This window comes from Mesorhizobium sp. SARCC-RB16n (assembly GCF_008520305.1).
Taxonomy (GTDB): Bacteria; Pseudomonadota; Alphaproteobacteria; order Rhizobiales; family Rhizobiaceae; genus Mesorhizobium.
On sequence record NZ_ML703285.1, the window covers coordinates 124,548 to 148,224 of the forward strand.

The following is a 23,677-nucleotide window of genomic DNA, read 5'->3' on the forward strand; positions in this document are numbered from 1 at the left end:
CATGCTTGCGTATGCAGTGAAGCGCATCGGTCTCGGTATCCTGATCCTCGTCCTCGTCATGGTCGCGATGTACGCGGCCGTCTTCCTGGTTCCGGGCGATCCGGCAACCGTCGCACTCGGTCCGCGCGCAACGCCGGAACTGAAGCGGCTGCTGATCGAGCGCATGGGCCTCGACCAGCCGGTCTGGTGGCAGATCGTCGAATTCTTCCGCAACGCGCTGACCGGCAATCTCGGTTACGACGTCTGGTCGAACCGGCCGGTTTCCACGCTGGTGCTGGAGGCACTGCCGAACACGCTGATCCTCAGCCTGACGGCACTTTCGGTCGCGCTCCTCCTCGGCGTGCCGCTCGGTTGCCTGTCGGTGATGCGGCGCGGGACGGCAGCCGATGCGGTCATCGGCGTGCTCTCCGTCGGCGTCATCGCCGTGCCGTCCTTTGTCGTCGCCATCTATTCGCTGCTCGTCTTTGCCGTCACGCTGCGCTGGCTGCCGGCCATCGGCGCGGGCGAGGCGGGTGACTTCATCAGCCAGGCCAAGGCGCTGGTCATGCCGGCCGCGGCGATCGCGCTGGGCTGGATCGGCTACATCGCCCGCATGGTGCGTGCCTCGATGATGGAGGTGATGGGGGAACCGCACATCCGCACCGCGCGCTCCTTCGGCCTGCCAGAGTGGAAGATCGTCTCCAAATACGCTCTGCGCATCGCCATCATCCCGACCATCTCGCTGGTCGCGGTCGGCTTGGGCAGCATCCTCTCCAGTGCCGTTTTCGTCGAGGCGGTGTTTGCCCGGCCAGGCATCGGCAAGCTGATCACCGACGCCGTCAACACCCGCAACTATCCGGTCGTCATGGGCACGGTGCTGATCATGACCGCCATCTACGTCTCCATCACCATTGCCGCCGATCTCTTGATTGCGCGGCTCGATCCGAGGGTGCGCGATGTCTTCCGTGGCTGAGGCCTCCCTGTCCACGCCCGATCGACAACGGTTCGCGCTGTTGCGTGCACTGCTTGCGGATCCGTTTACCGGCGTGGCGCTGATCCTGGTTACGGGCTTCCTCGTCACCGCGATCCTCGCGCCGTGGCTGGCGCCCTATTCCCCGGTCAAGATCGATGTGCTGCACAAGCTGCAGCCGCCATCGGCCGGACACTGGTTCGGCACTGATCATCTCGGCCGCGATCTCCTGTCGCGCGTCATCTACGGCGCGCGCACGGCGCTGACGATCGCCATGATGTCGGTGGCCATCGCCGGCGCCATCGGCCTGCTGCTCGGCCTGATCGCCGGCTACGGCCCGCGCTGGCTGGATGCTATCCTGGTGCTGAGCTTCGACAGCCTGAACTCGCTGCCGATGATCATGTTCGCGCTCGCCATCATCACCGTGCTCGGCGCCGGCGCCGGCACGCTGATCATCGTCATCGCGGCGACCTCATTCCCGAGCTATGCCAGGCTGATCCGGGCGCAAACGCTGGCGCTGAAGAACAGCGATTACATCCTTGCCGAACGCCTGATCGATGCGAGTGCCGCGCGCATCATCTTTATCCATCTCCTGCCCAATGTCGTCGGCCCGCTGATCATCCTTTTGTCGATGGATATCCCGGTCGTCATCATGGTCGAGGCTGGTTTGAGCTTCCTCGGCCTGGGTGTCCGGCCGCCGACGCCGTCCTGGGGCTCGATCCTCTATGACGGCTACACCTCGATCCGCTCCGCGCCTTTCATGGTCATCTTCGGCGGGCTGCCGCTGGTGCTCGCCACGCTTGGCTTCACTTTCCTCGGCGAAGGCCTGCGTGACTATCTCGATCCGCGCCTGCAGTTGCGGAGGCCGGCATGACCGGCTCGCTCGCCGCCAGCGATCTCAGCGTCCGTTACGAGACGCCGCATGGCGCAGTGTACGCGCTTCGCCATGTCGATATCGAGGCGCATCCCGGCGAGGTGATCGGCATCGTCGGCGAGAGCGGCTGCGGCAAGTCCACGCTGGTTACGGCCTTGGCCAACCTGTTGCCGGCCAATGCCCGCATCGACGGGTCGATCCGCTACAACGGCGTCGATCTGGCAAAGCTTGACGCGCACCGTCAACGCCTCCTGCGCGGCGACGAGATCGCTCTGGTCAGCCAGGATCCGATGACGGCGTTCAACCCGGTGCTGACCATCGGCGACCAACTCGTCGACTTCCAGCATCACCGCAAGGACCTTGGCCGGGCGCAGAAGCGGGCGCGCATCGCCGCCATGCTCGGCCGCGTCGGCATCGCCGATGCCGAGCGCCGGATGCAGAGCTATCCGCATGAACTCTCCGGCGGCATGCGCCAGCGCGTGGCGATTGCCGCCGCCTTGCTGACCGATCCCGGCCTGCTCATCGCCGACGAGCCGACGACGGCGCTCGACGTCACCATGGAGGCGCAGATCATCCATCTGCTGCGCGAACTGCGGCGAGACTATAACGGCATCATCATCATCGTCTCGCACCATCTGGGCGTCATCGCCGAGCTCTGCGACCGGGTCTATGTCATGTATGCCGGCGAGGTGGTCGAGGGCGGCGAAGTCGACGCGATCTTCCACGGCGCCAGGCATCCCTACACGCAAGCGCTGCTCGCCTGCGATCCCGCGCGTTTCCACGAACGGCTGGACAGGCTGCCGACCATTCCCGGCTCCTTGCCCAACCTGACCCAGCCGCCGTCGGGATGCGTCTACGCACCGCGCTGCGACCGTGCCTTCGCGCCATGCGCGACCATCGCGCCGCCGCTGATGAAACTCGCCGCGTCCCATGTCGCGCGCTGCCACGCGGTGACGCCATGAGCCCGCTGCTCGCCGTCGAAGAGCTCTCCGTAAGCTTCACCAGGGGCGGCTTGCTCAACCGGCTGATCAATCCGTTCCCGCTGCCAGCCTTCAACGTCATCGACGGCGTGACGCTGTCGCTGATCCCGGGCGAGACGCTCGGGCTGGTCGGCGAATCCGGCTCCGGCAAGACAACGCTCGCCCGCACCATCCTCGGTCTCGTGCGCGCGGCAGCGGGCCGTATCGTCTTCGAGGGCAGGGATGTTGCGACGCCGGCCGATTTCCGTGCCATGCGCCGGCGCTCGGCGATGATGTTCCAGGACCCGGTCGCATCGCTCAGCCCGCGCCTGCGCATCGGTACGCTGCTCACCGAACCGCAGATCATCCAGGGGCTGCCGATGCCGGACCGCCGTGCGGCGGCGAAAGCGCTGCTGGCGTTGGTCGGCCTGCCGGCCTCGTTCGTCGACCGCTTTCCGCATGAACTGTCGGGCGGACAGGCGCGCCGGGTCGGCGTCGCGCGCGCCCTGGCGATGAAGCCGCATCTGCTGCTCGCCGATGAGCCGACCGCCGGCCTCGATGTCTCGGTGCAGGGCGATGTGCTCAACCTGATCGGCGAGCTGAAGCGCGAGCTCGGTTTCGCCGCCATGGTCGTCACCCACAACCTGGCCATGATCCGTCACGTCAGCGACCGGCTCGCCATCATGTATCTCGGCCGGCTGGTCGAGACGGGGCCGACGCAAGACGTGTTTTCCGCGCCGATGCATCCCTACACCGCGACGCTGATCCAGTCGGAGCCGATACCCGATCCGCGCCGGCGCAGCCAGAACCCTGCCGTCACCGGCGAGATCCCGAGCGTATTCCGGCGGCCTTCGGGCTGCGAATTCCACACACGCTGCCCGATCGCACGCGAGCGCTGCAGGACCGAGGCGCCGGTCTATCGGCCGATGGGCGCCGATCGCATGGTGCGCTGTCATTTCCCGCAGCAGACAGGCGGGCAAGAACGGGAAGCCCTTCTCACGCGCTTCCGCAAACCAAAGGGGAAACTGACATGACGCAATGGACCATGGACAGACGTGCATTCCTGAAAGCGGCCGGCGTACTCGGCGCCGGCCTGGCGATGAAGCCGGATTTCGCCTGGTCGGCCGTCGGCGACACGCTGCGCATCCGCATGGAAGGTGACCTGCAGTGCCTCGATCCTGCCTTCATGAATGGCGGCATCGAGGATGTCATGATGCGCGGCATCTATGTCTCGCTGAACCATTTCGGCGACATTCGGAAAGGCTCGCCCTGGTCGCTGTGGGGCGCCGAAAAGCTCGAACAGAAAGACCCGAAAACCATCGCCTTCACCTTGATCGACGGGCTGAAATGGTCTGGTGGATTCGGCGCGGTCACTGCCGACGACGTGAAATTCTCGTTTGAGCGCATAGCCGACAAGGCCCTGTCGTCGCCCTGGGCCTATCAGTTCGAAAAACTCGACCGCGTCGAGGTCGTCGATGCCCGCAACGGCATCATCCATTTGAAAGAGCCATACCAGCCGATCTTCGTCACCAGCCTGCCCTACTACGGCGGCCACATCATCAGCCGCGCCGGCACGGAGAAGGCTGGCGGCAAATTCACCACCCAGCCGCCGGCGACCTGCGGTCCTTATCTCTTCTCGGATTGGCAGCAGAAGCAGAAGGTGACGCTATCAGCCAATCCGGACTGGCCGGGACCGAAGCCGGATTTCGGCAAGGTAGAGATCTATGTCGTGTCAGACGATCAGGCAGCCCAACTCGCCTACGAGGCCGACGCGTTCGACTACACCAAGATCGCCATTTCGGCGACCAAGGCCGTCAAGGCGAAGCCGCTCGCGGACACGAACCTGATCGAGGCCCAGTCGACCCGTTATGTCTGGCTGACCATCAACATGCTGAGTCCGCGCCTCAAGGACCTGAAAGTCCGCCAGGCCGTGCAGTATGGCGTCGATGTCGGCCAGATCCTGACCGGCGTCTATGACGACCTGACGAAGCGCTCGACCGGTGTCGTCCAGCCCGGTACCAAATTCGCGCGCGCTAGCAATTTGATCGCCGCGCCAGACTATGCGAAGTCGGCGGCGCTTTTGGCGGAAGCCGGCGTCAGCGACCGGTCGCTGACGCTGACCGTGATGAATGATTCCATCCGCACCGCGACTGCCCAGATCATCCAAGCCAGTCTGGAACAGGCCGGCATAAAGGTCGAGATCCAGCCCTATGACGAAGCCGCCTTCTGGGGTGTCGGCGACAAGACGCAGGGCGATGGCTACAAGAACATCGACCTGGCACTGATGGACTTCGCCGGCGGCATCGATCCTTCCGAAAATCTGGTCTGGTTCCGCCCCGACCAGATCGGCGCTTACAATTGGTCCGGCTTCGACAGCCCCGAGTTCGAGACAAGCTACCAGCAACTGGTGGCGGAAAGCGACGATGCCAAGCGGGTTGCCCTGTCCAACCGAATGGAGGACCTGATGGAGCAGTCCGGCGGCTTCTTGTTCATCTGCCATCAGCCGCTGGTCGCCATCCACAAGACCGCATTCGATCCGGTCATCTATCCCGACGGTCACCCCAATCCGGTGCTGTTCAAGAAGAAGGCCTGAATGCTTTCATGGACACGAAGGACGCAATCGATTAGCTGGGGTCCATGACCGAAGCGGGATCAGCCCCTGAAAAACGCAAGCGCGGCGCCAAGAAATCGCCGCCGCGCTTCAGCCGCGAACAGGCGGATGTGCGCCGCTCCATGCTGATTGAAGCGGCGACGCGCTGCCTGTCCGTCGGCGGCATAGGCGCCTTCACCATCGATCGCATCTGCAGGGAGGCGGGCGTCTCGCGCGGCCTCATCAACCATCACTTCGAAAGCCTCGACGGGTTGCTGGTCGAGGTCTACAAATCCTCGCTCTACGCCAGCGTCAACAACCAGATCGCCGAGGCCAAGCGCCGCCGCGCCGAAGCGTCGGACTGGCCCCCGGAGGCTTCGCTCGCCGCCTTGGTGCGCTCCAACTTCTCGCCGGATTACTTCAGCCGCGAGAACCTGCTGATCTGGCTGTCGCTGTGGGGCGAGATCGCCGTCAATCCGCGTCTTCAGGCAGCGCATCGCGAGCTTTACGACGCCTACCGGGCGGAGTTGGCGGAGGATATCGCGGCTGTTGCCATACCGCGACTCAGGCAAGTCGATGCTCCCTCGCTGGCGCGCAATTTCATCGCCTTGGTCGACGGGCTGTGGCTGGAATGGTGCCTCGATGAGAGCGTGGTGACGCCACAGGCCGCGGAGGCGGCAGGGTTTGAGATGCTCGAGGCGCAAGTGGGGCCGCTTCGCGACGGCTGAATGGGAGGGCAGCGCTTCTTCGCACCTTGCCGGGCCAAGCCGGCAGTTTCCGCCTCACGTCCCTCTTGCTTCTTGCACAGCGGCTATGCGGTCATCTGCCTGAGCGCCTTGAGCAGGCGAATATGGGTGTGGGAATGATGGTGCCTGACATGAACGGCCGAATAGATGGGATGTGAAATCTTTGGCGCATCGACGACGAACTCCGCCACGCCCTCCTGCCGCAACCTGGTCGCCACCGTCTCGGTAACGAAAGCGGTGCCGCCCCGGCTTCGCAAGAGATAGGCGACAGCGCCGCCATTTCCGGTCGAGACCGGGGTGCTTTCAAGCTCCGGCAGCATCTGCTTGTGGGCGCGGTTGAAGAAAGCCGAATAGTTAGCCCGGATATAGTCGGCCGGCGTGACCGCACCGAAGGCAAGGCCACGCGTCGAGACCATGACGAAATTCTCCTCGGCGATCTGCTCGTAATGCATGTCCGGCAGGTGCTGCGGCGAATAGAGCACCGCCAGATCGAGGCTGCCGGTGGTGAGGTCGAGGATCATCTGGTTGGAGTAGTCGATCTCGACGTAGATCGCCAGTTTGGGCATCGTCGCCCGCACCCATTCCAGCCATCCTTCCAGCACGCGCTCGTAAAGCTCGAACTGGATGCCGATGCGGATCAGCCGGTCGAACTTGCCGACCGCCTGGATTTCGTGACGGGCGTCGAGCCAGCGCAACCTGACCGCGCGCGCATGCTCCTCGAACCTCAGCCCGGCGACGGTCGGTTCCGTGCCGCTCTTGCCGCGGATGAAGAGCTGCTTGTCCAGCAATGCCTCGAGCGCGCGGATGCGGCTTGAAACGGTCGACTGGGTGATGCCCAGCCGCTCCGCCGTCCTGTTGAAGTTGCGGGTTTCGATCAGGTCCAGGAACGTGTCCAAGAGTTCGATCTGCATCTCGGCCATCCAGCGCCAGGAATTCCTCCAATGGCTAACGCTTTTCGGGCCGGTCCGACAACGGGTAATCGGATTCTTCGATTAACATCTCGCCGCTGGCTGCGTTGCCGGTCCTGCCTTGGAAGCGCACGGTTGACGCAATTCCCACCCATGGCAGGCAAGACACCCATGTTCATCGTCGACACCGACGTCCACAATTACTGGTCCAGCGCCGAGGTTCTGCTTCCCTATCTCGAGCCCTACTGGCGCGATTTCCTGGTGCGCGGCGAAAAGCCCGGGCCTAGGGGAAGCTTTCCGCACGGCCACCGTCCGTGGCTGCATCCCGAGGGGTTCTCTCGTAACGACATCAAGCCGCAGACCGAGGAAGACAATTATCTGATCATGAAGGAGAAGCACCTCGATCTCTATGACATCGATGTGGCGATCCTCACCGCCGACGAGCCGCTGGAAGCCTCGACGCTGGCTAACTACCACTATGCCAACGCGCTGGTGAGGGCCTATAACGACTACATGATCGACTGGTGGCTGCCAAAGGACAGCCGCTTCAAGGGATCAATCATCATTTCGCCGACCGACCCGCACGGTGCCGCAGCCGAGATCCGGCGCCTCGGCGGCCACAAGGACATTGTGCAGGTTCTGGCCAGCCACGGCGCGCAGCGCCCTTACGGCGATCCCTTCTATCATCCGATCTACGAGGCCTGCGCCGAGGTCGGGTTGCCCTTCGCCATCCATTTCGGCGGCCAGGGCGGCGTCAACCACAATGCGGTCGCCAGCGGTCCGACTGCCTACTACTGGGAAACGCACGCCTTGCTCAGCCAGCCGGCGATGACCCATGTGGTCAGCATGATCTCCAACGGCGTGTTCGAGAAATATCCCGACCTCTATTTCGTGGTCATCGAATGCGGCGTGTCCTGGGTGCCGTCGCTGATGTGGCGGCTCGACGCCAACTTCAAGGCACTGCGCAAGGAGACGCCGTGGCTGAAGATGCTGCCGTCGGAATATTGCCGCCGCAACATCCGCTTCAGCACCCAGCCGCTGGAGCAACCGCAGAACGTGAAACATCTGTGGGAGACGTTGGAGCACATGGACGGCCAGAACACATTGCTCTTCGCGTCCGACTATCCGCACTGGGATTTTGACGCGCCGACCAACCTGCATATTCCACCGGCCTGGCGCGACAAGGTGATGGGACTGAATGCGCTGGAGGTCTACAAGCGTATCGAGGTTCCGGCCGTCACTGCGAGGGTCGCCTGATGAGCGCCGCTGCAACCGCTCCGGCGCTGACCTTTGCCTGCAAGGCCGCCGAGGTCGCTGTCGGCAAGCCCAGGATCGTCACCATCGGCCGCATCCGCGTCGGCATCTTCCAGCTCGCGGATGGCTATGCTGCCCTGCTCAACATCTGCCCGCATCGGGCAGGCCAGCTTTGCGAGGGGCCGATCTCTGGCACCACCAGGCAAACGGACAACACGGAGTTCGTCTACGAGCGCGCCGGCGAGCTCATTCGTTGCGCCTGGCATGGATGGGAGTTCGACATCCGGTCCGGCAAATGCCTCGTCGACGAGAAGCTCAGGGCGCGCACCTTTCCCATTCATGTCGACGGCGACGACATCTATCTCGAAATGCGCCGCTGACGGCCACGTGCCGCAAATCTTGGAGTTTCGACAATGGAAACCGTGAAGTTCACCCAGATGAAGGATGGCGACGGCGAGGACTATGCCTTCCTGACCGAACACGAAACCGAATATGCCGCCGGCACGGCCGACCGGCTGCTGGCGGCCATGGTCGAACTCGACAAATCGCTGTCAGGCTACAAGGTGACGCGGCTCGGCCATTCGCTGCAGGCCGCCACGCGCGCCTGGAATGCCGGCGCCGATATCGACTGGGTGGTGTCGGCGCTGCTGCATGACATCGGCGACGTCTACGCTCCCTACAATCACGACGAATACGCGGCCGCCATCCTGCGTCCCTTCGTGCGCGAGCAATGCGCCTGGGTAGTGGAAAAGCATGGCGATTTCCAGCTGATCTACTTTGGCGAGCATGTCGGTGCGAACCCACACAAGCGGGACGCGTTCAGGGACAACGCCTATTTCGACGACTGCGCCGAGTTCTGCGAGAAATGGGACCAGTCGAGCTTCGATCCGGACTATCCGACACGGCCGCTGAACTTCTTCGCGTCGTTGGTGCGGGAAGTGTTCGCCCGCAAGAGCCACGATCCCGCCGTCGTCAGGCCCGGAATGCGCATTGCGATGTCGGATGACGCGACCGCCGCCGAGCGGTCGGGCAGTAGCGCTTGACGAGGCTGAGATATTTTTCCAGGGCCTGAACCCCCCGCTTTGTCCTGCCCGATTTCTCCCTAGAAGGGTGCCCCTTCAATTCAGTGGCGAGCCACCTTCGCGCTTACGGCGCTCCATATAGTCGCGCAGCGCTTCGTCGATGCCGGGATCGATCGGCGGCTGCTCGTATTCGGCGACCATGCGCTTCCAGACGACATTGGCGCGCTCGCGCGCGGTCACCTGGCCGCGCTCAATCCAGGTGTCGTAATTGTCCCAGTTGGATACCAATGGCGAATAGAAGGCGCGCTCGTAGCGCTGCATGGTGTGGGCGGCGCCAAAGAAATGCCCGGCCGGGCCGACCTCGCGCACGGCCTCCAGCGCCAGCGTGTCGATGTCAACGACCGGCGGATCGAAATAGGCCGACATCATCTGCAGCATCTCGGCATCGATAACCAGTTTCTCGAACGATGCCGTCAGGCCACCGCCGAGCCAGCCGGCGGCGTGCATCACCAGATGGGCGCCGCCCATCAGGCAGCCCCACAGCGACATGGCGCTCTCATAGGCCGCCTGTGCATCGACCGAATTGGCGGCGGTGACGTTGCTGGACCGGAACGGCACGCCGATCAGGCGGCTGAGCTGGCCGGTGATCTGTGCCGCCTGGGTGTATTCGGGCGTGCCGAAGGCCGGGGCGCCGGTCTTCATGTCGACATTGGAGGTGAAGCCGCCATACATCACCGGCACGCCGGGTTGCACGATTTGGGTCAGCGCGATGCCGGCCAGCGCCTCGGCATGCTGCTGCGACAGAGCGCCGGCCAGCGTCACCGGGCTCATCGCACCAGCCAGCGTGAACGGCGTGATGACATTGACCTGTCCGTGTTCAGCCAGCGCAATCAGCCCCTCGGCCATCGGCTCATCGAGCTGCAGCGGCGAATTGGTGTTGATGATGCCGGTGAACGAAGGCATCTCCCGGACGAGGTCCTCGCGCGTGGTGCCGAGCGAAATCGCCACCATCTCCAGCGCGTCGATGGTGCGTCCACGCCCGAGCGCCTGCGGCTGCCAGTTCTTGTCGAGAAGCGTGATCTCGGCATAGTAGAGGTCGAGGTGACGGGTGTTCTGGTGCAGGTCGAGCGGCTCGAACGGCCCGCCGCCTTCCTGATGCAGCACGTTGAACGATTGGATCAGCTTGAGGTAGTCGCACATCTCCGCATAGGTTCCGGGCCGGCGACCGCGATCATTGTCCATGACATAGGCCGGTCCGCCCACCGACGACAGGATGCAATGCCGTCCGCCGACCTTGACGTTCTTCTCAGGGTTGCGGGCGCGCAGTTCAAACGACGACGGCACCGTGGCTATGCGCTCCATGATCATGGCGCGGTCGAAACGCACGCGCATCTCGCCTTCGTCGACATCACAGCCCGCCGCGCGATAGAGCTGTCGTGCCCGCGGCTGCAGCACCCGCATGCCGATCTCTTCCAGGATGGTGAGACCCGTCTCGTGGATCGACCGCACCTGGTCGGCCGACAGGATCTCGATCGGCGCGTACGGCCGTGTCAGCTGCTTCCAGGGGCGCTGAGCGATGCCGCCGATTTCGCGCTGCGGGCGGCCGGGTCTGCGACGGGCTGTACTGCGTTCCATGGCTTGGTCCCTGTGGGAAAAACTGGTCGCTCGCGCAGCGGTATTGCTGCCCCTGCCGGCAGGTCGATATGGCGGGCGTACTTGTGGCCGGAATGCACCGCGTCGGCGATCGAGGACGGTGCCAGGCAGTCGCCGATCCGCGTGATTGACGGGTTGTTCTCGCGCTTGCGCGCACTTGCCGCGGAAAGCGCGTCGAACAGCGCCTGTTCGGCGATGCGTCCCGTCACCAGCACCAGCGTGCCGAAGTCGCGGCGCGTGACCCGGCCGGTGTAGGTGCAGGCGAATTCGGCAACGCCGTTCGCTGCCGACATCAGGCTTTGCGACAAGAGCAGGCCGATGCCGCTTTCCATCAACCGCTTCTGGACGAAGAACTGCTCGTCGGTCATCTGCGTCCAGCTCGACACCACTGGCAGCGGCGTGGCGATGGTCACCGCGTGGCCGGCAACGCGCAGTTTCTCCGCCAGCGCACCGCCCATGAAATAATGCTCGTCGTCATAGACCAGCACCGGACCCGTTACCGGGACTCCGGCGAAGATGTCGTCCGGCGTCAGGATCGACGGCGACGCCTTGATCCCGACCGGCATCTCGACGCTGGCGCCGACACCGTCGCGCCGCCAGAAGCTGCCGGTCGCCAGCACGACATGGTGGACGCCGAGCGACAGCACGTCCTCGGCGTCGAGCCGGCTCCCGGGATAGATCTCGACCGATGGCTGCTTGCCGAGCATGTGCAGGCGGTGGTCGCGTACCCGCGCCCATGACGCCAGCCCGGGCAATGTCGCCTCCCGCGAGACGCGGCCGCCGAGCGCGTTGCCGGCTTCGGCCAGCATCACGCCATAGCCGCGCCGGCCAAGCGTCAGTGCGCATTCGAGCCCTGCGGGGCCGCCGCCTACCACCAGCACGCGCGCTTCCGAACCCTTGTTGTCGACCTGTTCGGGATGCCAGCCGCGTCGCCATTCCTCGCCGATCGTCGGGTTCTGGGTACAGCGCAGCGGCACGCTTTCATTGTTGGCCGAGCGGCAGATATTGCAGCCGATGCATTCGCGGATATCGTCCTCGCGTCCCTCGAAGATCTTCTTCGGAAGGAACGGGTCGGCGATCGACGGGCGCGCCGCGCCGATGAAATCCTGGATGCCACGCCGGATCTGGCCGACCATGGTGTCCGGCGAGGTGAAGCGCCCGACGCTGACCACCGGTTTTGTCGTCAGCCCTTTGACGAAGCCGACATACTTTTCCTGAAAACCTTCCGCGCTGAAGCGTGACGATTTGGAATCGTTGCCGAGCGAACCGGCAACATTGATGTCCCAGAGATCCGGCAGCTCGGCCAGCATCTCGATGATCTCGCGCCCTTCGCCTTCCGAGGTGATGCCGTGCGGGCCGTGCAGTTCATCGACCGCCAGCCGCACCGCCACCGCGCATGTCTCGCCCACCGCCTCTTTCGTTTCTTCGATCATTTCGCGCAGCAGCCGCACGCGGTTCTGCAAGGCGCCGCCATACTCGTCGGTGCGGCGGTTGGTGCGGCGCGACAGGAACTGGAACGGCAGGTAGTCGTGCCCGGCATAACAGTAGACGATGTCGAACCCCGCCCGCCGCGCGCGGATCGCGGCTTCGCGCTGCCAGCGACGGAAATCGCTGATGTCCTGCCGGTCCATGGCGCGCGCGCCGCCGGGCTGGACGAATTTCGCCGGCTGCGCCGAGGGCGCCAGCAGTGGTTCGCGCGTCAGCCGGTTGTTGGTGTGGGCGCCGCCATGCCACAGCTCGACCGCTGCCAGGCTGCCATGCGCGTGGATGGCGTCGGCGGTGCGTGCCAGGTCGCGGACATCGTCCTCATCCCACAGCGACAGGAAGCCAAACGGCGAGTCGTCGGAACTTGGATGGATCGAGCAATATTCCGTCGAGACCACGCCCCAGCCGCCTTCGGCCTTGATGCCGCGCAAGGCCGCGCCACTCTGGGGCTTCTGGTGGCCCATGCCGGTCGCATGCGGGGTCTGGTAGAAGCGGTTCGGCGCGGTGACGGGCCCGATGCGAACCGGTTCGAACAGGATTTCGTAGCGGGGATTGCAATGCATTGGATCTGGTGAATATGCTTGTTGAACGATCGTACAACAAGCATATTCGCCCTTTGGGCAAAACGCAATCCCAATGCCGCTATGCGCATGCGGCGACGCGCCACAGCCGGGCTCGGCGGTCAATCGGCAACCCGAGGGTCGCCATTCTATCACTCCATCGTGACAGGTAGGCTCGTTCAGTCAGCTCCGTTCGGATCCAGCATCCCAAAGATCGAGACCAGAAGGATGGCGGCAAGGCCGAGGCCGACCTCGACGAGCGTCCCTGTCCGAATCGCCGCGACGGCCGATGCACGGTTGCGGCCGAGACGCGGCACGAACCAATAGCGGTTGAGGACCGCGGCCGCCGTCATCCCTAGGACAACGACGACCTTTGCCGTCAGCAATGTCCGGTAGGTCGATGACCAGCCGAGCGGCCAACCGACGATGAATAAACTGTTGCCGATCCCGGACAGGATCGCCAGCGCGACCACCCAGTGGCCGGCTGTCGAGAAGCGGCGGAGGGCAAGTCCGGCTTCCGCCTTGAATTGCGGCTGGTCGAATCTTGAAAGCACGATCAGCAGCGGCAGCAGCGCGCCGAACCATGCGCCGGCGGAAAGAACGTGCAGGACATCGTTGAGCGGATGGAGAATGCCTTGCCAGCCATCCTGCATGACGGAGTGTCCGCCAAGCGCGAGGCTGGCCAGCGACAGGGCGGACGCAATTGCCGTCGCTGCCGGTTTGAGACGGGCGGGAAAGAGTTGCGACAACACCAGGACAACAACAGCCACAAGCTGTGCCAGCCACGCCGTGCCGACGCTCGTGGACGTCAAGACATCCGTCAGAATCTGCGTGTCGACGGCATCCGGCCAGCCGTCGCCGATCATCGCGGTCTGGATTGGCAAAGCGAAAGCCGTGCTGACCAAAGCAAGCCAAACCGCCACAAGGCGAAAAATTGCCAGCCTGTCTGCTACCGACGTTGCCAGGCGTTGTGGCACAAGCGTGGCAAGATAGCCGAAGCTGCCCCAGAGCATCATCAGCATGGCATCATGAACGAAGCGGCAGGCCATCAGGAGCGTGTCCGGCGTCATGGGGCGGCCGGGTGACACAACACGAGGAGATTTACCATGGGAAGCGGAGCGAAGGAGGGGGCACGATCGTGCCCCCTCTGATCGATCAGGGCTTCACGGTGAATTTGTAGTCGCCGTGGGTCTTGTGACCGTCCTGGGAGAGCGCGTGCCACTCAACCTTATAGGTACCGGCGGCAAGCCCGGCGGGCACATTGACCATGTATGTCTTGTCGCCGCCCATCAGCATGGCATTGTCGGTCTTGACCTCCTTTTTGTCAGGTCCGGTCACCTTCACGCCGGTGAATTTCAGGTTGAGCTCCTCGGAGAATTTGAGGTCGAGTTCCGTGGGGGCTTCTTTCACGGTTCCGCCGACCGGAGGCTGGGCACCTTCCAGATGAGCGTGGGCAAAGGCAACGCTTGACAGGCCGATGGACGAGAGAGCTACGACCGTGGCAGAAAAAATGACTTTACGCATTTGGGTGTTCCTTGTGTTCAGGCAACCTTGGTTGACCTGACGTGAGACGATTTTTTGCTATGCAAGGACTGGTTTGGCCCAAAGGGGAGGCGCACGCGGGCTCAGCGGCTGCAGTTCGCTGCGTCGCACCGGATCAGTTGGCGGGCGCTTGCTGTCGGACGATACCGCAAACCGCAAGGACTGGCCTGCAACTTGAACCGTTTCAGGAATGATGCCGGTGGACGCGTCGCATCCGAACAGGCAGCAATCGCAGTCGTGGCAGCCATTGTGGGGCGTCCTGGAGGAGCCGTCGGCGTTCGATGTGCAGATTGCATTACCGAACGCATCAAGGGGCGAGGCGGATGCTTGAATGCCAGCCCACTGCCCTGCCAGGAAGGCTGCTTGGATCACCAGAGCAATGGCCGTCATCCAAAACGGCGATGTCTTTCGCAGCCTTGGCATCGCCGAGATCGTCCCTTCCGGCTTTCTATATCAGCCACCGTCGCTGCTGAGCATAGGCGCAGCTTGCGGCAAGGTGAAGCGCTATAGACGAGCAAGTCAGGATGGCAGCGACTTGGCGAAAGGAATCGGCAATCCATACCGGCTTTGCCGGCCAGTTTTCATGCTCCCGATAATCTGTGGGTCAGGCCCGAACCATCTTAGGTTCTTCCATCTGTTCCATCCTCTGGAGAAGGCCATCGAGGTCCCGCCATGGTTCGTCGGGATCTTCCGGTCCAATGCTGATGCGCAGAATAGCGCCCTGTGCTGTCCATTCATTGACGGTGCGGTCGCCCTTGACCGCCATTGGCGCGATCAGGCTGCGGGTGCCGCCCCAGGATGCACCGATGGCGAATATTTTGAGCCCGTTGAGGGCCTCCGTCAGCAAGTGGTCGACACCCGGCTTAAGCACTATGCTGAAGACGCCGGTGGAGCCCCTAAAAATCCCGAGCCCAGAATTCGTGTCCAGGGCAAGAAGGCAGTGCCGGGTGAAGAACGCGCGCAACTGCTGGTGAAAGCAAAAGATTGTGTGCGAACTCTTCGGATATCCGCCCGATATGAGCTACCCGAACGCCCATCGTCTCCAAACCGCGCAAAGCCATCGCTGCCTCGTCCGGAGAGACGCCGATGCCGAGATCGCGAATGACGACCTTGATTTTTTGCCGGAGGTCCAGATCGGATACCGTGACGGAGCCCAGCAGCAGGTCCGAATGGCCCCCGATATACTTGGTCAGCGCCTCGACCGCGAAATCCGCGCCTGGCGTTTGGCCGCCCCGTTCCGTACCATCTCGAGCGCCTGTTCGGCAGATATTGGTGCACTGAACACATAGCCCTGCGCTTCATGGCAACCCTTCTCTCTTACCATTGCCAATTGAGTGGCTGTTTCCACGCCCTCTGCCGTAATTGTCATCCCCAAATTGCGGCCAAGACCGGCCATGGCCTCCACTATGGCCTCCGGCTCGCGCCGGCCGGCGGGCTGGATGATAAAGCTTCGGTCCAGCTTGATCTTGTCGAATGGAAACCGGCTCAGGTAGCTCAACGAGGAAAAGCCAGTCCCAAAGTCATCCATAGCGATGCGCACGCCGAGCCGGCGAAGTTGGTGCAGGATTTCTAGATTTGCTTCGGTGTCTTGCAACAGCACCGATTCGGTGACTTCCAACTCAAGTCGGCCGGCACTAAGACCACTATAAGAAAGGGCTGAAGCGATCGTGAGTGGAAGTGTTGGGCGAATCTGGACGGCGGACAGGTTGACGGCAACCTTGATCTGATCCGGCCAACGGCTTGCCGCGCGGCAAGCCGTGCGCGTCACCCACTCTCCAATCGCAACGATCTCACCGGTTTCTGCGAGATCAGTGTGGATGGGAAGTAGGCGACCATGCGCCACGCAAGCATGCATTTGTTAATGGGGTACTATCGCCACCAACCCGCGCAGAAAATTATCGATTATTCGAATGGGAAAGACACGCAAGTGCTTCCGGTCTGTTTAAGGCCTTGCTTATGGAGTGTCGCGGACCGTGCCCGAGAACAGGACCGAGCCGCGCTGCTCGAGAAGCGAACTCGACGTGTAGTCCACGATCGAGAGCCCCCCATCGGCGACCAAGGTCTGACCCGTGATGAATGAAGCTTCATCGCTCGCCAGGAACGCCACGGCCGCAGCGATTTCGGCCGGCGTCCCCATCCGGCCGAATATGCTTGGCGGCACCGTCCAATCGCCGGCGCTACCCGAAGCCGGGGCCTCTATATCGGTTGCGGTGGCAATCCAGCCAGGGCTGACGCAGTTCGCCCTGATTCCGAAGGGAGCGCCTTCAATTGCCAGCGAGCGCGTAAGCGCTTCGACGGCCGATTTGGCGACGCAGTACAACCCCCAATTGCCGTGCAGTGTGGCGGTGGACGAAATGTTTACAATCGCGCCTCCGCCGCAATCCCGTATCAGCGGCATGGCGTAGGAAGACACAAAATAGGTGGAATCCAGGTTGGCGCCCCGCATCTTGTCCCATCTCACTCCGGGACGATCGCCCGGCTCAATGCCGCTGCGGCGCGAACCAGCACCTGCGTTGTTGATCACGACACGCAGCCGCCCCCAACGGCCGATCTGGCCGATCAGGTCCTCGACTTGATGCTCCTCGGACAGATCGCATGCGAAAAAGCGCGCTTCGCCTCCGATCGCCCCTGCTTCCGCTTCAACGGCGCGACCCTTCTCGCGATCGCGACCTGCGAAAGCCACCCTGGCTCCCTCTCTCAGGAAATAGTGGACGATCCCGTGTCCTATCCCCGAATTCCCGCCGGTCACCAGGACGTCCTTGCCTTTGAACCGCATGGTCATCTCCTGCTCGCCACTGGCGCGCAGACGTGCACCAAATGCGGCATCTCTGATCACCTCTCCGTAGAGTGGCGTGAATAAACAAGGATATATCTCGTCATTCAAATCAGCATGAACCACAACTGACAAAGGATTAGGCATCGATCGTTGGGACGCGCCTTTCGGATGCTATGACAACAACGCGCCGGCGCTGGGTCGCGCACGGTTGGCCTCGAAGTACTATACGCGCAACGGCCCACGACGCCCGCGCCTGGGCCGACAGTTGCCTGCCGTGTGCGGCGATCCGACGGTAGTCATAGCGGCCGTAGTCTTATGACCAGCTACGTTAGCCGCGCTCGGGTCGTGCGTGGCGTGGCCAGGAGAAGGCTGGTTTCGCTTCCTGTGATGCCGGCAATGAGTCGGATGCGGCGCAGAACGGCATCGAAATCAGTCAGCGATGCTGTCCCGAGCTCGACCACCAGATCCCAGCGGCCATTGGTGGTATGGATGGTCGAGACCTCCGGGAAGCCACCCAGTGCACGGACCACTCGGTCGGCGGCATGGCCCTCTATCTCGATGAGCATGATGCCGCGGATGCGCTGATCGACGGCGTCGGCGCGCAGCACCACGGTGTAGCCGATGATCTCGCCGGATCGTGCCAGTCGCTCCATACGAGCCCTGACCGTGGCGCGCGAGACGCCGAGATCGACGGCAAGATCAGACACGCTGCGGCGCGCATCATGCCGTAGCAAGGTCACGAGGCGTTCGTCCAGCGCATCCATCGAGGTACCATTTTGATCAATTTCGCCGCCATTACGATAAACAATGCTTTTCGGATTGCCAATTCACCCTGTTCATATCGCCGGCTCGCCATGGTCTTCTCCTGGCCATTCGAAACTGGTCGTTGGGAAAACAATGCGTTGCAGAATCGTCGGGGCGCCGGTGCAGGACGGCGCTGGCAGAATGGGATGCGAGATGGGGCCGAGCGCGCTGAGGACCGCCGGCCTGACCGGGATGCTGTCCGGCCTGGGCCATGCCGTGGAAGATATGGGTGCCGTCCAGCCAATTCCGGTAAGGCGCGTCGTGCATGGCAACCTGGCACTCAAGGCTCTGCCTGAAATATCGGCGTGGACCTCGGCCATTGCCGAGGCCGCCTACGCGGCGAGCGACGATGCCATGCCGATCTTTCTCGGCGGCGACCATTCGATCTCAGCAGGAACCGTATCGGGCCTTGCCCGCCGGGCCGCCGAGACCGGACGCCCGCTGTTCGTGCTGTGGCTCGACGCGCATCCGGATTTCCACACGCTCGACACCACCGCCAGCGGCAATCTGCATGGTGTTCCGCTGGCCTACGCCAGCGGCCAGCCGGGTTTCCACGGCTATTTTCCGGATCTTCCGGCTGCAGTCGATCCATCGCGTATTTGCACCATGGGACTTCGCAGTGTCGATCCTGCCGAGCGCAGAGCCCAAAACGAGGCAGGCGTGACTGTGCACGACATGCGCGCCATCGACGAGCATGGCATCGCGCCGCTGCTGCGCGCTTTCCTGGGGCGCGTGTCGGCGGAAGCCGGCCTGCTGCATGTCAGCCTCGATGTAGACTTCCTCGACCCGTCAATCGCGCCGGCGGTCGGCACCACGGTCCCCGGCGGCGCGACGTTCCGCGAGGCGCATCTGATAATGGAGATGCTGTCCGATAGCGGCCTCGTCTCAAGCTTGGATCTTGTCGAGCTGAACCCCTTTCTGGACGAGCGTGGCCGAACCGCGACGCTGATGGTCGACCTGACGGCCAGCCTGATGGGCCGCCGCATCATGGACCGCCCGACCCGCAGCCATTCCGGGAGCTTTTGATCGTGACCACGGCAAAACTGAACGTCGTCCCCTTCGTCAGTGTCGACCGCATGATGAAACTGGTGAACGTCATAGGCGTCGAGCGCTTCCTCACCGAGCTCGCCAGCTACATCGAGGAAGATTTCCGGCGCTGGGATCTGTTCGACAAGACGCCCCGTATCGCCTCGCACAGCCATGACGGCGTCATCGAGCTGATGCCGACAAGCGATGGACGCCTCTACGGCTTCAAATATGTCAATGGCCATCCGAAGAACATGCGCCAGGGTCTGCAGACGGTCACCGCTTTCGGCGTGCTCGCCGATGTCGGGAACGGTTACCCGATGCTGCTCACCGAGATGACCATCCTGACCGCCCTTCGAACCGCCGCCACGTCTGCCGTCGCCGCCAAGTATCTGGCGCCGAGCGGAACTCGCACCATGGCCATCATCGGCAATGGCGCCCAGTCGGAATTCCAGGCGATCGCCTTCAAGGCGCTGACCGGTGTCGATAAGCTGAGGCTGTATGACCTTGATCGGTCCGCGTCACTAAAGTGCGCGAAGAACCTGGCTGGGATGGGCTTCGACATCACCATCTGTGGGAGTGGTCAGGAGGCGGTCGAAGGTGCCGGGATCATCACAACCGTCACCGCCGACAAGCAGTGCGCCACCATTCTCACCGACAACATGGTCGGTTCCGGCGTCCACATCAACGCCGTCGGCGGCGATTGCCCCGGCAAGACCGAACTGCACAGAGACATCCTGCTGCGCTCCGATATCTTCGTCGAATTCCCGCCGCAAACACGCATCGAGGGTGAGATCCAGCAACTGGATTCCGGTCATCCGGTGACTGAGCTCTGGCAAGTAATCGCCGCCAAGACGCTAGGGCGCCGCGATGCCAAGCAGATCACACTGTTCGATTCAGTCGGCTTCGCCATCGAGGATTTTTCGGCACTGCGCTATGTGCGCGACCAGTTGCAGGCCACAGGTCTCTATGAGGAACTTGATCTGCTGGCCGATCCCGACGAGCCGCGCGACCTGTTTGGCATGCTGCTGAGGGCGGCCCTGCAGCCGGCCGCTTGAGGAAGTTGCGAAAGCCAGGCAGGTTAGACTGTGGCAATCTGAAAGCAAATGCGCGCGTCGTGCTGGTGCTTTAACTCTGGCGAACTGCTCAAAGGCATGTTCGACGGCGACCCCTTCGCGCCGCCCCGGCACTCATGACCTAAACGCCTGACCATCAAGCGGTCCTGGCGACGTCTAGCTACCGATCCTGTTTACGTGTCCGCTTTCTAGCTGCCTTCCGGGCGAAGAGGCTCTGAAAGTCGCAACGTCGAGAACAGTTGGCGAGGTCGCGGAAAGAGGAGCATAGTGCAGGCGCCCGAAAAGGCAGCCAGGGAGGAAAACCATGCCTAAAGTTTCGGAACTTTTCTTCAAGACAGCAATCGTATTTCTCATCCTGGGAATCGGAGCCGGCCTGCAGATGGCGATCTCTGGCGATCACGGCGCCTTCCCGGCTCACGCCCATATCAACCTCTTGGGGTGGGTGACGAGCGCGATATTCGGCGGGTACTACGCACTGAACCCAGCCAAGGCAGCGCGCCGGATCGCCATGATCCATTACGGCATGTACACAGTTGGCATCGTGGTGATGCTTCCCGCCCTTTACCTCATGCTCCAGAGCGGACGGGCAGACCTCGAACCGATCGTCGCCGGTGGCTCGCTCATTGTGGCCGCGGCAGTGCTGGTGTTCGCCTTTGTGGTCTTCTCAACCGAGACGGCGCGCTCCGCAGCGGTGCTACCGTCGACAGCGCGTTGAACCGAGAGGATTACACAAGGCCGGGGATCCGCGGCGACGCCGGCGGCTCCGGTAAGGACCGATTGACGCTGATTGCCTGCAATTCGAGGACGGCGGTTTCGCGCGTTATCTCGGCAACATCGTCAACAACATTCGGGCATGGGAATGCCGCCGGCTACTATTTGCTCAAGCATCAGTCGCATCAAGATCCCAACATCTGGGTGTCGATCACCTGCGAGGCGACGCCGCTTTCGCGGGTAAGCATAGCAAGGTGGTGAACTGATCAGGACCTGGAAGAAGCAGCGACGGAAGCTTCTCGAGAATTGCCGGCGGATTCATCGCGCGACATTCTGTAGGCGTCTATTGGCCAACGGCTGCCCAAAGGCCTGCTACATCAGGCAATTGCTCTGATCGTTATGCGCGGCTCATCGATCACGAGGGAACTTTTCCGGGCATAAAGACGAACTTCGTCGCGAAATGTCTGCCGGATTTCGGTATAGCCTCTTCCTCCTATGGGAGGGCACAGTGGGCGAATGTAATCCAGTCGGAACCCGCAGTCTTTTGTGCTGCTTGTTGATGGCAGTAGTCGTGCTGTTGGCGGTGCCGACGACGGGGCAGGCCCATATCATTCAATCGGGGACAGGGGGATTTGGCAGCGGTTTCGAGCATCCGTTGACCGGCCTCGATCACTTTCTGGCGATGTTCGCCGTCGGCCTATGGGGCGCGCAGATCGGGGGACGATCGATCTGGACGCTGCCGGTCGCATTTCCACTGATCATGGTTCTCGGTGGCGTCGCTGGCATTGCGGGGATCCCTCTGCCCGGCGTGGAAGTCGGAATCGCGCTTTCGATGATCGCGTTGGGACTGGCTGTTGCATGCGCTTGGCACCCCGCAGAATGGATCGCATTGCTGTTGATCGCAGTGTTTGCGATCTGCCACGGACATGCTCACGGCGCGGAGTTGCCGAACGCAGCCGACCCGGCCGACTACGCGATCGGGTTTGTCATCGCCACCGGCCTGATCCATCTTCTTGGCATTGGGGTCGGGCTTGTTTTAGGCAAGCCGTTTGGCGGGCGGTTGTCGCGGGCGCTGGGCGGGCTGATCGCGGTTGGAGGCGTTTATTTCCTTGTCGCCTGAGAAAAGGACGGAACGGCCAGCCGCCAGCGCCTGGCTGCGCTGGTCTGGCCCCGTGTTGGCGTTCGCGGGCGCTGCGGCGATCTGCGCCCTCGCATTGGAGACGCAGTCCGAACGTACTGTCACGTCATGGTGGATACTCAATAGCGGCCTTTCCCCGGAGCGCGTCATTCCGCTTGCGGGACTGGGGGTGGCGATCGCTCTGGTGCGCGGACGCCATGTCGTTGTCGCACCGGTGACATTTCTTCTGGGCGTCGTGCTCGGGATGCTCTTTCGGGATCGGTATCTCGCGCTCATGGCGGGCGTCCCCGGGGCGACAACGCATCTTTTCCTGACCGGGCCAGTTTCGGCTCTGGCGGCCGGTATGCTGCTCCTCATGCCTGCCCGTGCCAGACCATGGTTTCTTCCCCTTGTCGCCGTGCTGATTGGCGCCATGCTTGGTGTCGCCACAACGCTCACCGACCCCACCTTGAATGATCCGGCAATCTCGCTGATCGCCATTCTCATCGCACTGTGGATCCTGGCCGTCATTGGCCTTAGCGGGCAGGCCTTCTGGCGAGGCTGGTTCCCGATCGCCGCTCGAATCCTTGGCAGCTGGCTTATTGTGATCGGCCTCCTTGTTGGAGGAGCGGCGGTTGCCACCAGGCCTCCGGTGCTCGCGCCGCTGCCGCCGCGGGAACCGTTGCCGTTACCCGAGGGCGGAGCGAACGCTCGCCGCTTCGAAACACCGTTTCCACAAGTGAATCGGCCGCGCGATCTTTCGGGGTCCGGTGCACGGCGCTCCCTTCCGTGAACAAGCGTCGTCAAAGCTGCCGTGAACCTGGCCAAACATTGCCGACAGCCATATCCGTATCGCGCACGATGCCGGGTCTCGCCGCCGATGCATCGCTATCCGTCCGCGTCCTGGACAGCAGCTACCCTGGCAAGCGCGGTTCGCGACATGCGCACAATCTCTGGCCGCACCGTGATCTGTGTTTCGCGGAATGACTGGCGGAACGCGCTTGGCGACTGGCCAAACTGGGCGGTGAACGCCTTGGTGAAAACCGATGGGTAGGAAAACCCACACGCGTAGGCAATATCCTTGATGTCGCGTTCTTCGTAGAAAAGCAGGTTGCGCGCCGCCTGGAGCCGAGAACGAAGGTAGAGCTGATTTGGCGTCTGGTTGAATTGGCGAAGGCAGTAGCGCTCCAGCGTCCGTACCGAGATACCTAGGTGGCGCGCGAGGCTCTTCGGCGACAATGGGAAATCGAGATTGTCTTCCATCAACCCCACGATCCTGTGCGACAGGGAAGGCTGTGCCTCGCCAATCGCATCATCGTCGGCTCGCTGCCTATGAATGGCTTCGCGCGGCGTATGGATGAGCGCATTGGCGACTTCCTTGGCAAGGCTCGTTCCGCGCAACCTTCCGATCAAATCGAGCATCATGTCGAGCGTCGCCACCCCGCCCGCGCAGAAAGCAAGTTGACGATCGATGAAGTAGATCTGGTTCTTTGTCTCGGCCCTCGGAAAGTGCTCAAGGTAAGATGATACCGCTTCCCAATGCACAACGGCCTCGCGATCGCCGGTGAGGCCGGCTGCCGCAATGGCGAAGGCGCCCGTGTCGAGGCCGATGATCATCGACCCAT

General features: G+C 62.8%; 24 protein-coding genes. 14 read left to right on the forward strand and 10 right to left on the reverse strand.

The features are described 5' to 3' along the window. Position 1: 1 nt before the first annotated feature. The 6 genes from C7I87_RS27635 to C7I87_RS27660 are packed head-to-tail and all read left to right on the forward strand — an operon-like array spanning position 2 to position 6,100. A complete protein-coding gene (locus tag C7I87_RS27635; RefSeq protein ID WP_149907198.1) occupies positions 2-952 on the forward strand; it encodes an ABC transporter permease in 951 nt (316 codons plus the stop codon). Further along, the gene (locus C7I87_RS27640) at positions 936-1,823 is read left to right on the forward strand and encodes an ABC transporter permease (RefSeq protein WP_149907199.1); all 888 of its coding nucleotides are present in this window, start codon (positions 936-938) and stop codon (positions 1,821-1,823) included. Before C7I87_RS27635 ends, C7I87_RS27640 begins: the two co-directional genes overlap by 17 nt. Beyond that, complete coding sequence (locus tag C7I87_RS27645; RefSeq protein ID WP_149907200.1) at positions 1,820-2,785, forward strand: ABC transporter ATP-binding protein; 966 nt, start codon at positions 1,820-1,822, stop codon at positions 2,783-2,785. The genes C7I87_RS27640 and C7I87_RS27645 overlap by 4 nt, the downstream gene beginning before the upstream one ends. After that, on the forward strand, positions 2,782-3,816 hold the full coding sequence (locus C7I87_RS27650; protein WP_149907201.1) for an oligopeptide/dipeptide ABC transporter ATP-binding protein: 1,035 nt from the start codon (positions 2,782-2,784) through the stop codon (positions 3,814-3,816). The genes C7I87_RS27645 and C7I87_RS27650 overlap by 4 nt, the downstream gene beginning before the upstream one ends. Then, entirely contained in the window at positions 3,813-5,375 is a 1,563-nt protein-coding gene (locus C7I87_RS27655; protein WP_149907202.1) for an ABC transporter substrate-binding protein, read from the forward strand. Before C7I87_RS27650 ends, C7I87_RS27655 begins: the two co-directional genes overlap by 4 nt. 44 nt (positions 5,376-5,419) lie before the next feature. Beyond that, complete coding sequence (locus tag C7I87_RS27660) at positions 5,420-6,100, forward strand: TetR/AcrR family transcriptional regulator (RefSeq protein ID WP_149907203.1); 681 nt, start codon at positions 5,420-5,422, stop codon at positions 6,098-6,100. Positions 6,101-6,183: 83 nt separating this feature from the next. Here C7I87_RS27660 and C7I87_RS27665 read toward each other — a convergent pair whose 3' ends face one another. After that, positions 6,184-7,029 carry a LysR family transcriptional regulator gene (locus C7I87_RS27665; RefSeq protein WP_149907204.1) on the reverse strand — a complete coding sequence of 282 codons (846 nt, stop codon included), beginning with the start codon at positions 7,027-7,029 and terminating at the stop codon, positions 6,184-6,186. A gap of 168 nt (positions 7,030-7,197) precedes the next feature. Between C7I87_RS27665 and C7I87_RS27670 the strand changes: the two genes are divergently transcribed. Genes C7I87_RS27670 through C7I87_RS27680 form a run of 3 tightly spaced genes read left to right on the forward strand, consistent with a single transcriptional unit; the run spans position 7,198 to position 9,323 of the window. Continuing rightward, positions 7,198-8,283 (forward strand): amidohydrolase family protein, encoded by a 1,086-nt coding sequence (locus C7I87_RS27670; RefSeq protein WP_149907245.1) that lies wholly within the window; start codon positions 7,198-7,200, stop codon positions 8,281-8,283. Continuing rightward, positions 8,283-8,660, forward strand: coding sequence for a Rieske (2Fe-2S) protein (locus C7I87_RS27675; RefSeq protein ID WP_149907205.1), 378 nt, complete (start codon positions 8,283-8,285; stop codon positions 8,658-8,660). Before C7I87_RS27670 ends, C7I87_RS27675 begins: the two co-directional genes overlap by 1 nt. Positions 8,661-8,693: 33 nt before the next feature. After that, positions 8,694-9,323 (forward strand): HD domain-containing protein, encoded by a 630-nt coding sequence (locus C7I87_RS27680; RefSeq protein WP_149907206.1) that lies wholly within the window; start codon positions 8,694-8,696, stop codon positions 9,321-9,323. 75 nt (positions 9,324-9,398) lie between these two features. Here the strand turns inward: C7I87_RS27680 and C7I87_RS27685 are convergent, their stop codons facing one another. The 8 genes from C7I87_RS27685 to C7I87_RS27720 form a co-directional block, all read right to left on the reverse strand. Next, complete coding sequence (locus C7I87_RS27685) at positions 9,399-10,937, reverse strand: trimethylamine methyltransferase family protein (protein WP_149907207.1); 1,539 nt, start codon at positions 10,935-10,937, stop codon at positions 9,399-9,401. Continuing rightward, entirely contained in the window at positions 10,853-13,003 is a 2,151-nt protein-coding gene (locus tag C7I87_RS27690; protein WP_149907208.1) for an oxidoreductase, read from the reverse strand. Before C7I87_RS27690 ends, C7I87_RS27685 begins: the two co-directional genes overlap by 85 nt. Positions 13,004-13,179: 176 nt before the next feature. Then, positions 13,180-14,070 (reverse strand): copper homeostasis membrane protein CopD, encoded by an 891-nt coding sequence (copD, locus tag C7I87_RS27695; RefSeq protein ID WP_149907209.1) that lies wholly within the window; start codon positions 14,068-14,070, stop codon positions 13,180-13,182. An 85-nt stretch (positions 14,071-14,155) separates the two neighbouring features. After that, complete coding sequence (gene copC / locus C7I87_RS27700; RefSeq protein WP_149907210.1) at positions 14,156-14,524, reverse strand: copper homeostasis periplasmic binding protein CopC; 369 nt, start codon at positions 14,522-14,524, stop codon at positions 14,156-14,158. A gap of 914 nt (positions 14,525-15,438) precedes the next feature. Further along, positions 15,439-15,810, reverse strand: coding sequence for a PLP-dependent transferase (locus C7I87_RS36540; RefSeq protein ID WP_306440520.1), 372 nt, complete (start codon positions 15,808-15,810; stop codon positions 15,439-15,441). Next, positions 15,732-16,397, reverse strand: a complete 666-nt coding sequence (locus C7I87_RS27710) for an EAL domain-containing protein (protein ID WP_149907211.1) — start codon at positions 16,395-16,397, stop codon at positions 15,732-15,734. Before C7I87_RS27710 ends, C7I87_RS36540 begins: the two co-directional genes overlap by 79 nt. 99 nt (positions 16,398-16,496) lie before the next feature. Further along, positions 16,497-17,318 carry an SDR family NAD(P)-dependent oxidoreductase gene (locus tag C7I87_RS27715; protein ID WP_149907212.1) on the reverse strand — a complete coding sequence of 274 codons (822 nt, stop codon included), beginning with the start codon at positions 17,316-17,318 and terminating at the stop codon, positions 16,497-16,499. Positions 17,319-17,641: 323 nt separating this feature from the next. Beyond that, the gene (locus C7I87_RS27720) at positions 17,642-18,082 is read right to left on the reverse strand and encodes an Lrp/AsnC family transcriptional regulator (RefSeq protein ID WP_149907213.1); all 441 of its coding nucleotides are present in this window, start codon (positions 18,080-18,082) and stop codon (positions 17,642-17,644) included. A 133-nt stretch (positions 18,083-18,215) separates the two neighbouring features. Between C7I87_RS27720 and rocF the strand changes: the two genes are divergently transcribed. From rocF to C7I87_RS27745, 5 genes are all read left to right on the forward strand, one after another. Then, the gene (gene rocF / locus C7I87_RS27725; protein WP_149907214.1) at positions 18,216-19,148 is read left to right on the forward strand and encodes an arginase; all 933 of its coding nucleotides are present in this window, start codon (positions 18,216-18,218) and stop codon (positions 19,146-19,148) included. A 2-nt stretch (positions 19,149-19,150) separates the two neighbouring features. Then, positions 19,151-20,206, forward strand: a complete 1,056-nt coding sequence (locus tag C7I87_RS27730; RefSeq protein ID WP_149907215.1) for an ornithine cyclodeaminase — start codon at positions 19,151-19,153, stop codon at positions 20,204-20,206. Positions 20,207-20,528: 322 nt separating this feature from the next. Continuing rightward, a complete protein-coding gene (locus C7I87_RS27735; protein ID WP_149907216.1) occupies positions 20,529-20,939 on the forward strand; it encodes a hypothetical protein in 411 nt (136 codons plus the stop codon). Between the two features lie 555 nt (positions 20,940-21,494). Continuing rightward, positions 21,495-22,055 (forward strand): HupE/UreJ family protein, encoded by a 561-nt coding sequence (locus tag C7I87_RS27740; RefSeq protein ID WP_149907217.1) that lies wholly within the window; start codon positions 21,495-21,497, stop codon positions 22,053-22,055. Then, entirely contained in the window at positions 22,045-22,845 is an 801-nt protein-coding gene (locus C7I87_RS27745) for a hypothetical protein (RefSeq protein WP_149907218.1), read from the forward strand. Before C7I87_RS27740 ends, C7I87_RS27745 begins: the two co-directional genes overlap by 11 nt. Before the next feature lie 95 nt (positions 22,846-22,940). Here C7I87_RS27745 and C7I87_RS27750 read toward each other — a convergent pair whose 3' ends face one another. Next, the gene (locus C7I87_RS27750) at positions 22,941-23,669 is read right to left on the reverse strand and encodes a GlxA family transcriptional regulator (RefSeq protein WP_188394015.1); all 729 of its coding nucleotides are present in this window, start codon (positions 23,667-23,669) and stop codon (positions 22,941-22,943) included. Between the last annotated feature and the right edge of the window lie 8 nt (positions 23,670-23,677).

Coding starts and splice junctions, on each gene's coding strand:
- C7I87_RS27640 (WP_149907199.1), top strand. CDS start 936: ATGTCTTCCGTGGCTGAGGCCTCCCTGTCCACGCCCGATCGACAACGG.
- C7I87_RS27635 (WP_149907198.1), top strand. CDS start 2: ATGCTTGCGTATGCAGTGAAGCGCATCGGTCTCGGTATCCTGATCCTC.
- rocF (WP_149907214.1), top strand. CDS start 18,216: ATGCGTTGCAGAATCGTCGGGGCGCCGGTGCAGGACGGCGCTGGCAGA.
- C7I87_RS27740 (WP_149907217.1), top strand. CDS start 21,495: ATGGCAGTAGTCGTGCTGTTGGCGGTGCCGACGACGGGGCAGGCCCAT.
- copD (WP_149907209.1), bottom strand. CDS start 14,070: ATGACGCCGGACACGCTCCTGATGGCCTGCCGCTTCGTTCATGATGCC.
- C7I87_RS27685 (WP_149907207.1), bottom strand. CDS start 10,937: ATGGAACGCAGTACAGCCCGTCGCAGACCCGGCCGCCCGCAGCGCGAA.
- copC (WP_149907210.1), bottom strand. CDS start 14,524: ATGCGTAAAGTCATTTTTTCTGCCACGGTCGTAGCTCTCTCGTCCATC.
- C7I87_RS27690 (WP_149907208.1), bottom strand. CDS start 13,003: ATGCATTGCAATCCCCGCTACGAAATCCTGTTCGAACCGGTTCGCATC.
- C7I87_RS27720 (WP_149907213.1), bottom strand. CDS start 18,082: ATGGATGCGCTGGACGAACGCCTCGTGACCTTGCTACGGCATGATGCG.
- C7I87_RS27665 (WP_149907204.1), bottom strand. CDS start 7,029: ATGCAGATCGAACTCTTGGACACGTTCCTGGACCTGATCGAAACCCGC.
- C7I87_RS27675 (WP_149907205.1), top strand. CDS start 8,283: ATGAGCGCCGCTGCAACCGCTCCGGCGCTGACCTTTGCCTGCAAGGCC.
- C7I87_RS27735 (WP_149907216.1), top strand. CDS start 20,529: ATGCCTAAAGTTTCGGAACTTTTCTTCAAGACAGCAATCGTATTTCTC.
- C7I87_RS27655 (WP_149907202.1), top strand. CDS start 3,813: ATGACGCAATGGACCATGGACAGACGTGCATTCCTGAAAGCGGCCGGC.
- C7I87_RS27750 (WP_188394015.1), bottom strand. CDS start 23,669: ATGATCATCGGCCTCGACACGGGCGCCTTCGCCATTGCGGCAGCCGGC.
- C7I87_RS27650 (WP_149907201.1), top strand. CDS start 2,782: ATGAGCCCGCTGCTCGCCGTCGAAGAGCTCTCCGTAAGCTTCACCAGG.
- C7I87_RS27710 (WP_149907211.1), bottom strand. CDS start 16,397: ATGCATGCTTGCGTGGCGCATGGTCGCCTACTTCCCATCCACACTGAT.
- C7I87_RS27680 (WP_149907206.1), top strand. CDS start 8,694: ATGGAAACCGTGAAGTTCACCCAGATGAAGGATGGCGACGGCGAGGAC.
- C7I87_RS27715 (WP_149907212.1), bottom strand. CDS start 17,318: ATGCGGTTCAAAGGCAAGGACGTCCTGGTGACCGGCGGGAATTCGGGG.
- C7I87_RS27670 (WP_149907245.1), top strand. CDS start 7,198: ATGTTCATCGTCGACACCGACGTCCACAATTACTGGTCCAGCGCCGAG.
- C7I87_RS27660 (WP_149907203.1), top strand. CDS start 5,420: ATGACCGAAGCGGGATCAGCCCCTGAAAAACGCAAGCGCGGCGCCAAG.
- C7I87_RS27645 (WP_149907200.1), top strand. CDS start 1,820: ATGACCGGCTCGCTCGCCGCCAGCGATCTCAGCGTCCGTTACGAGACG.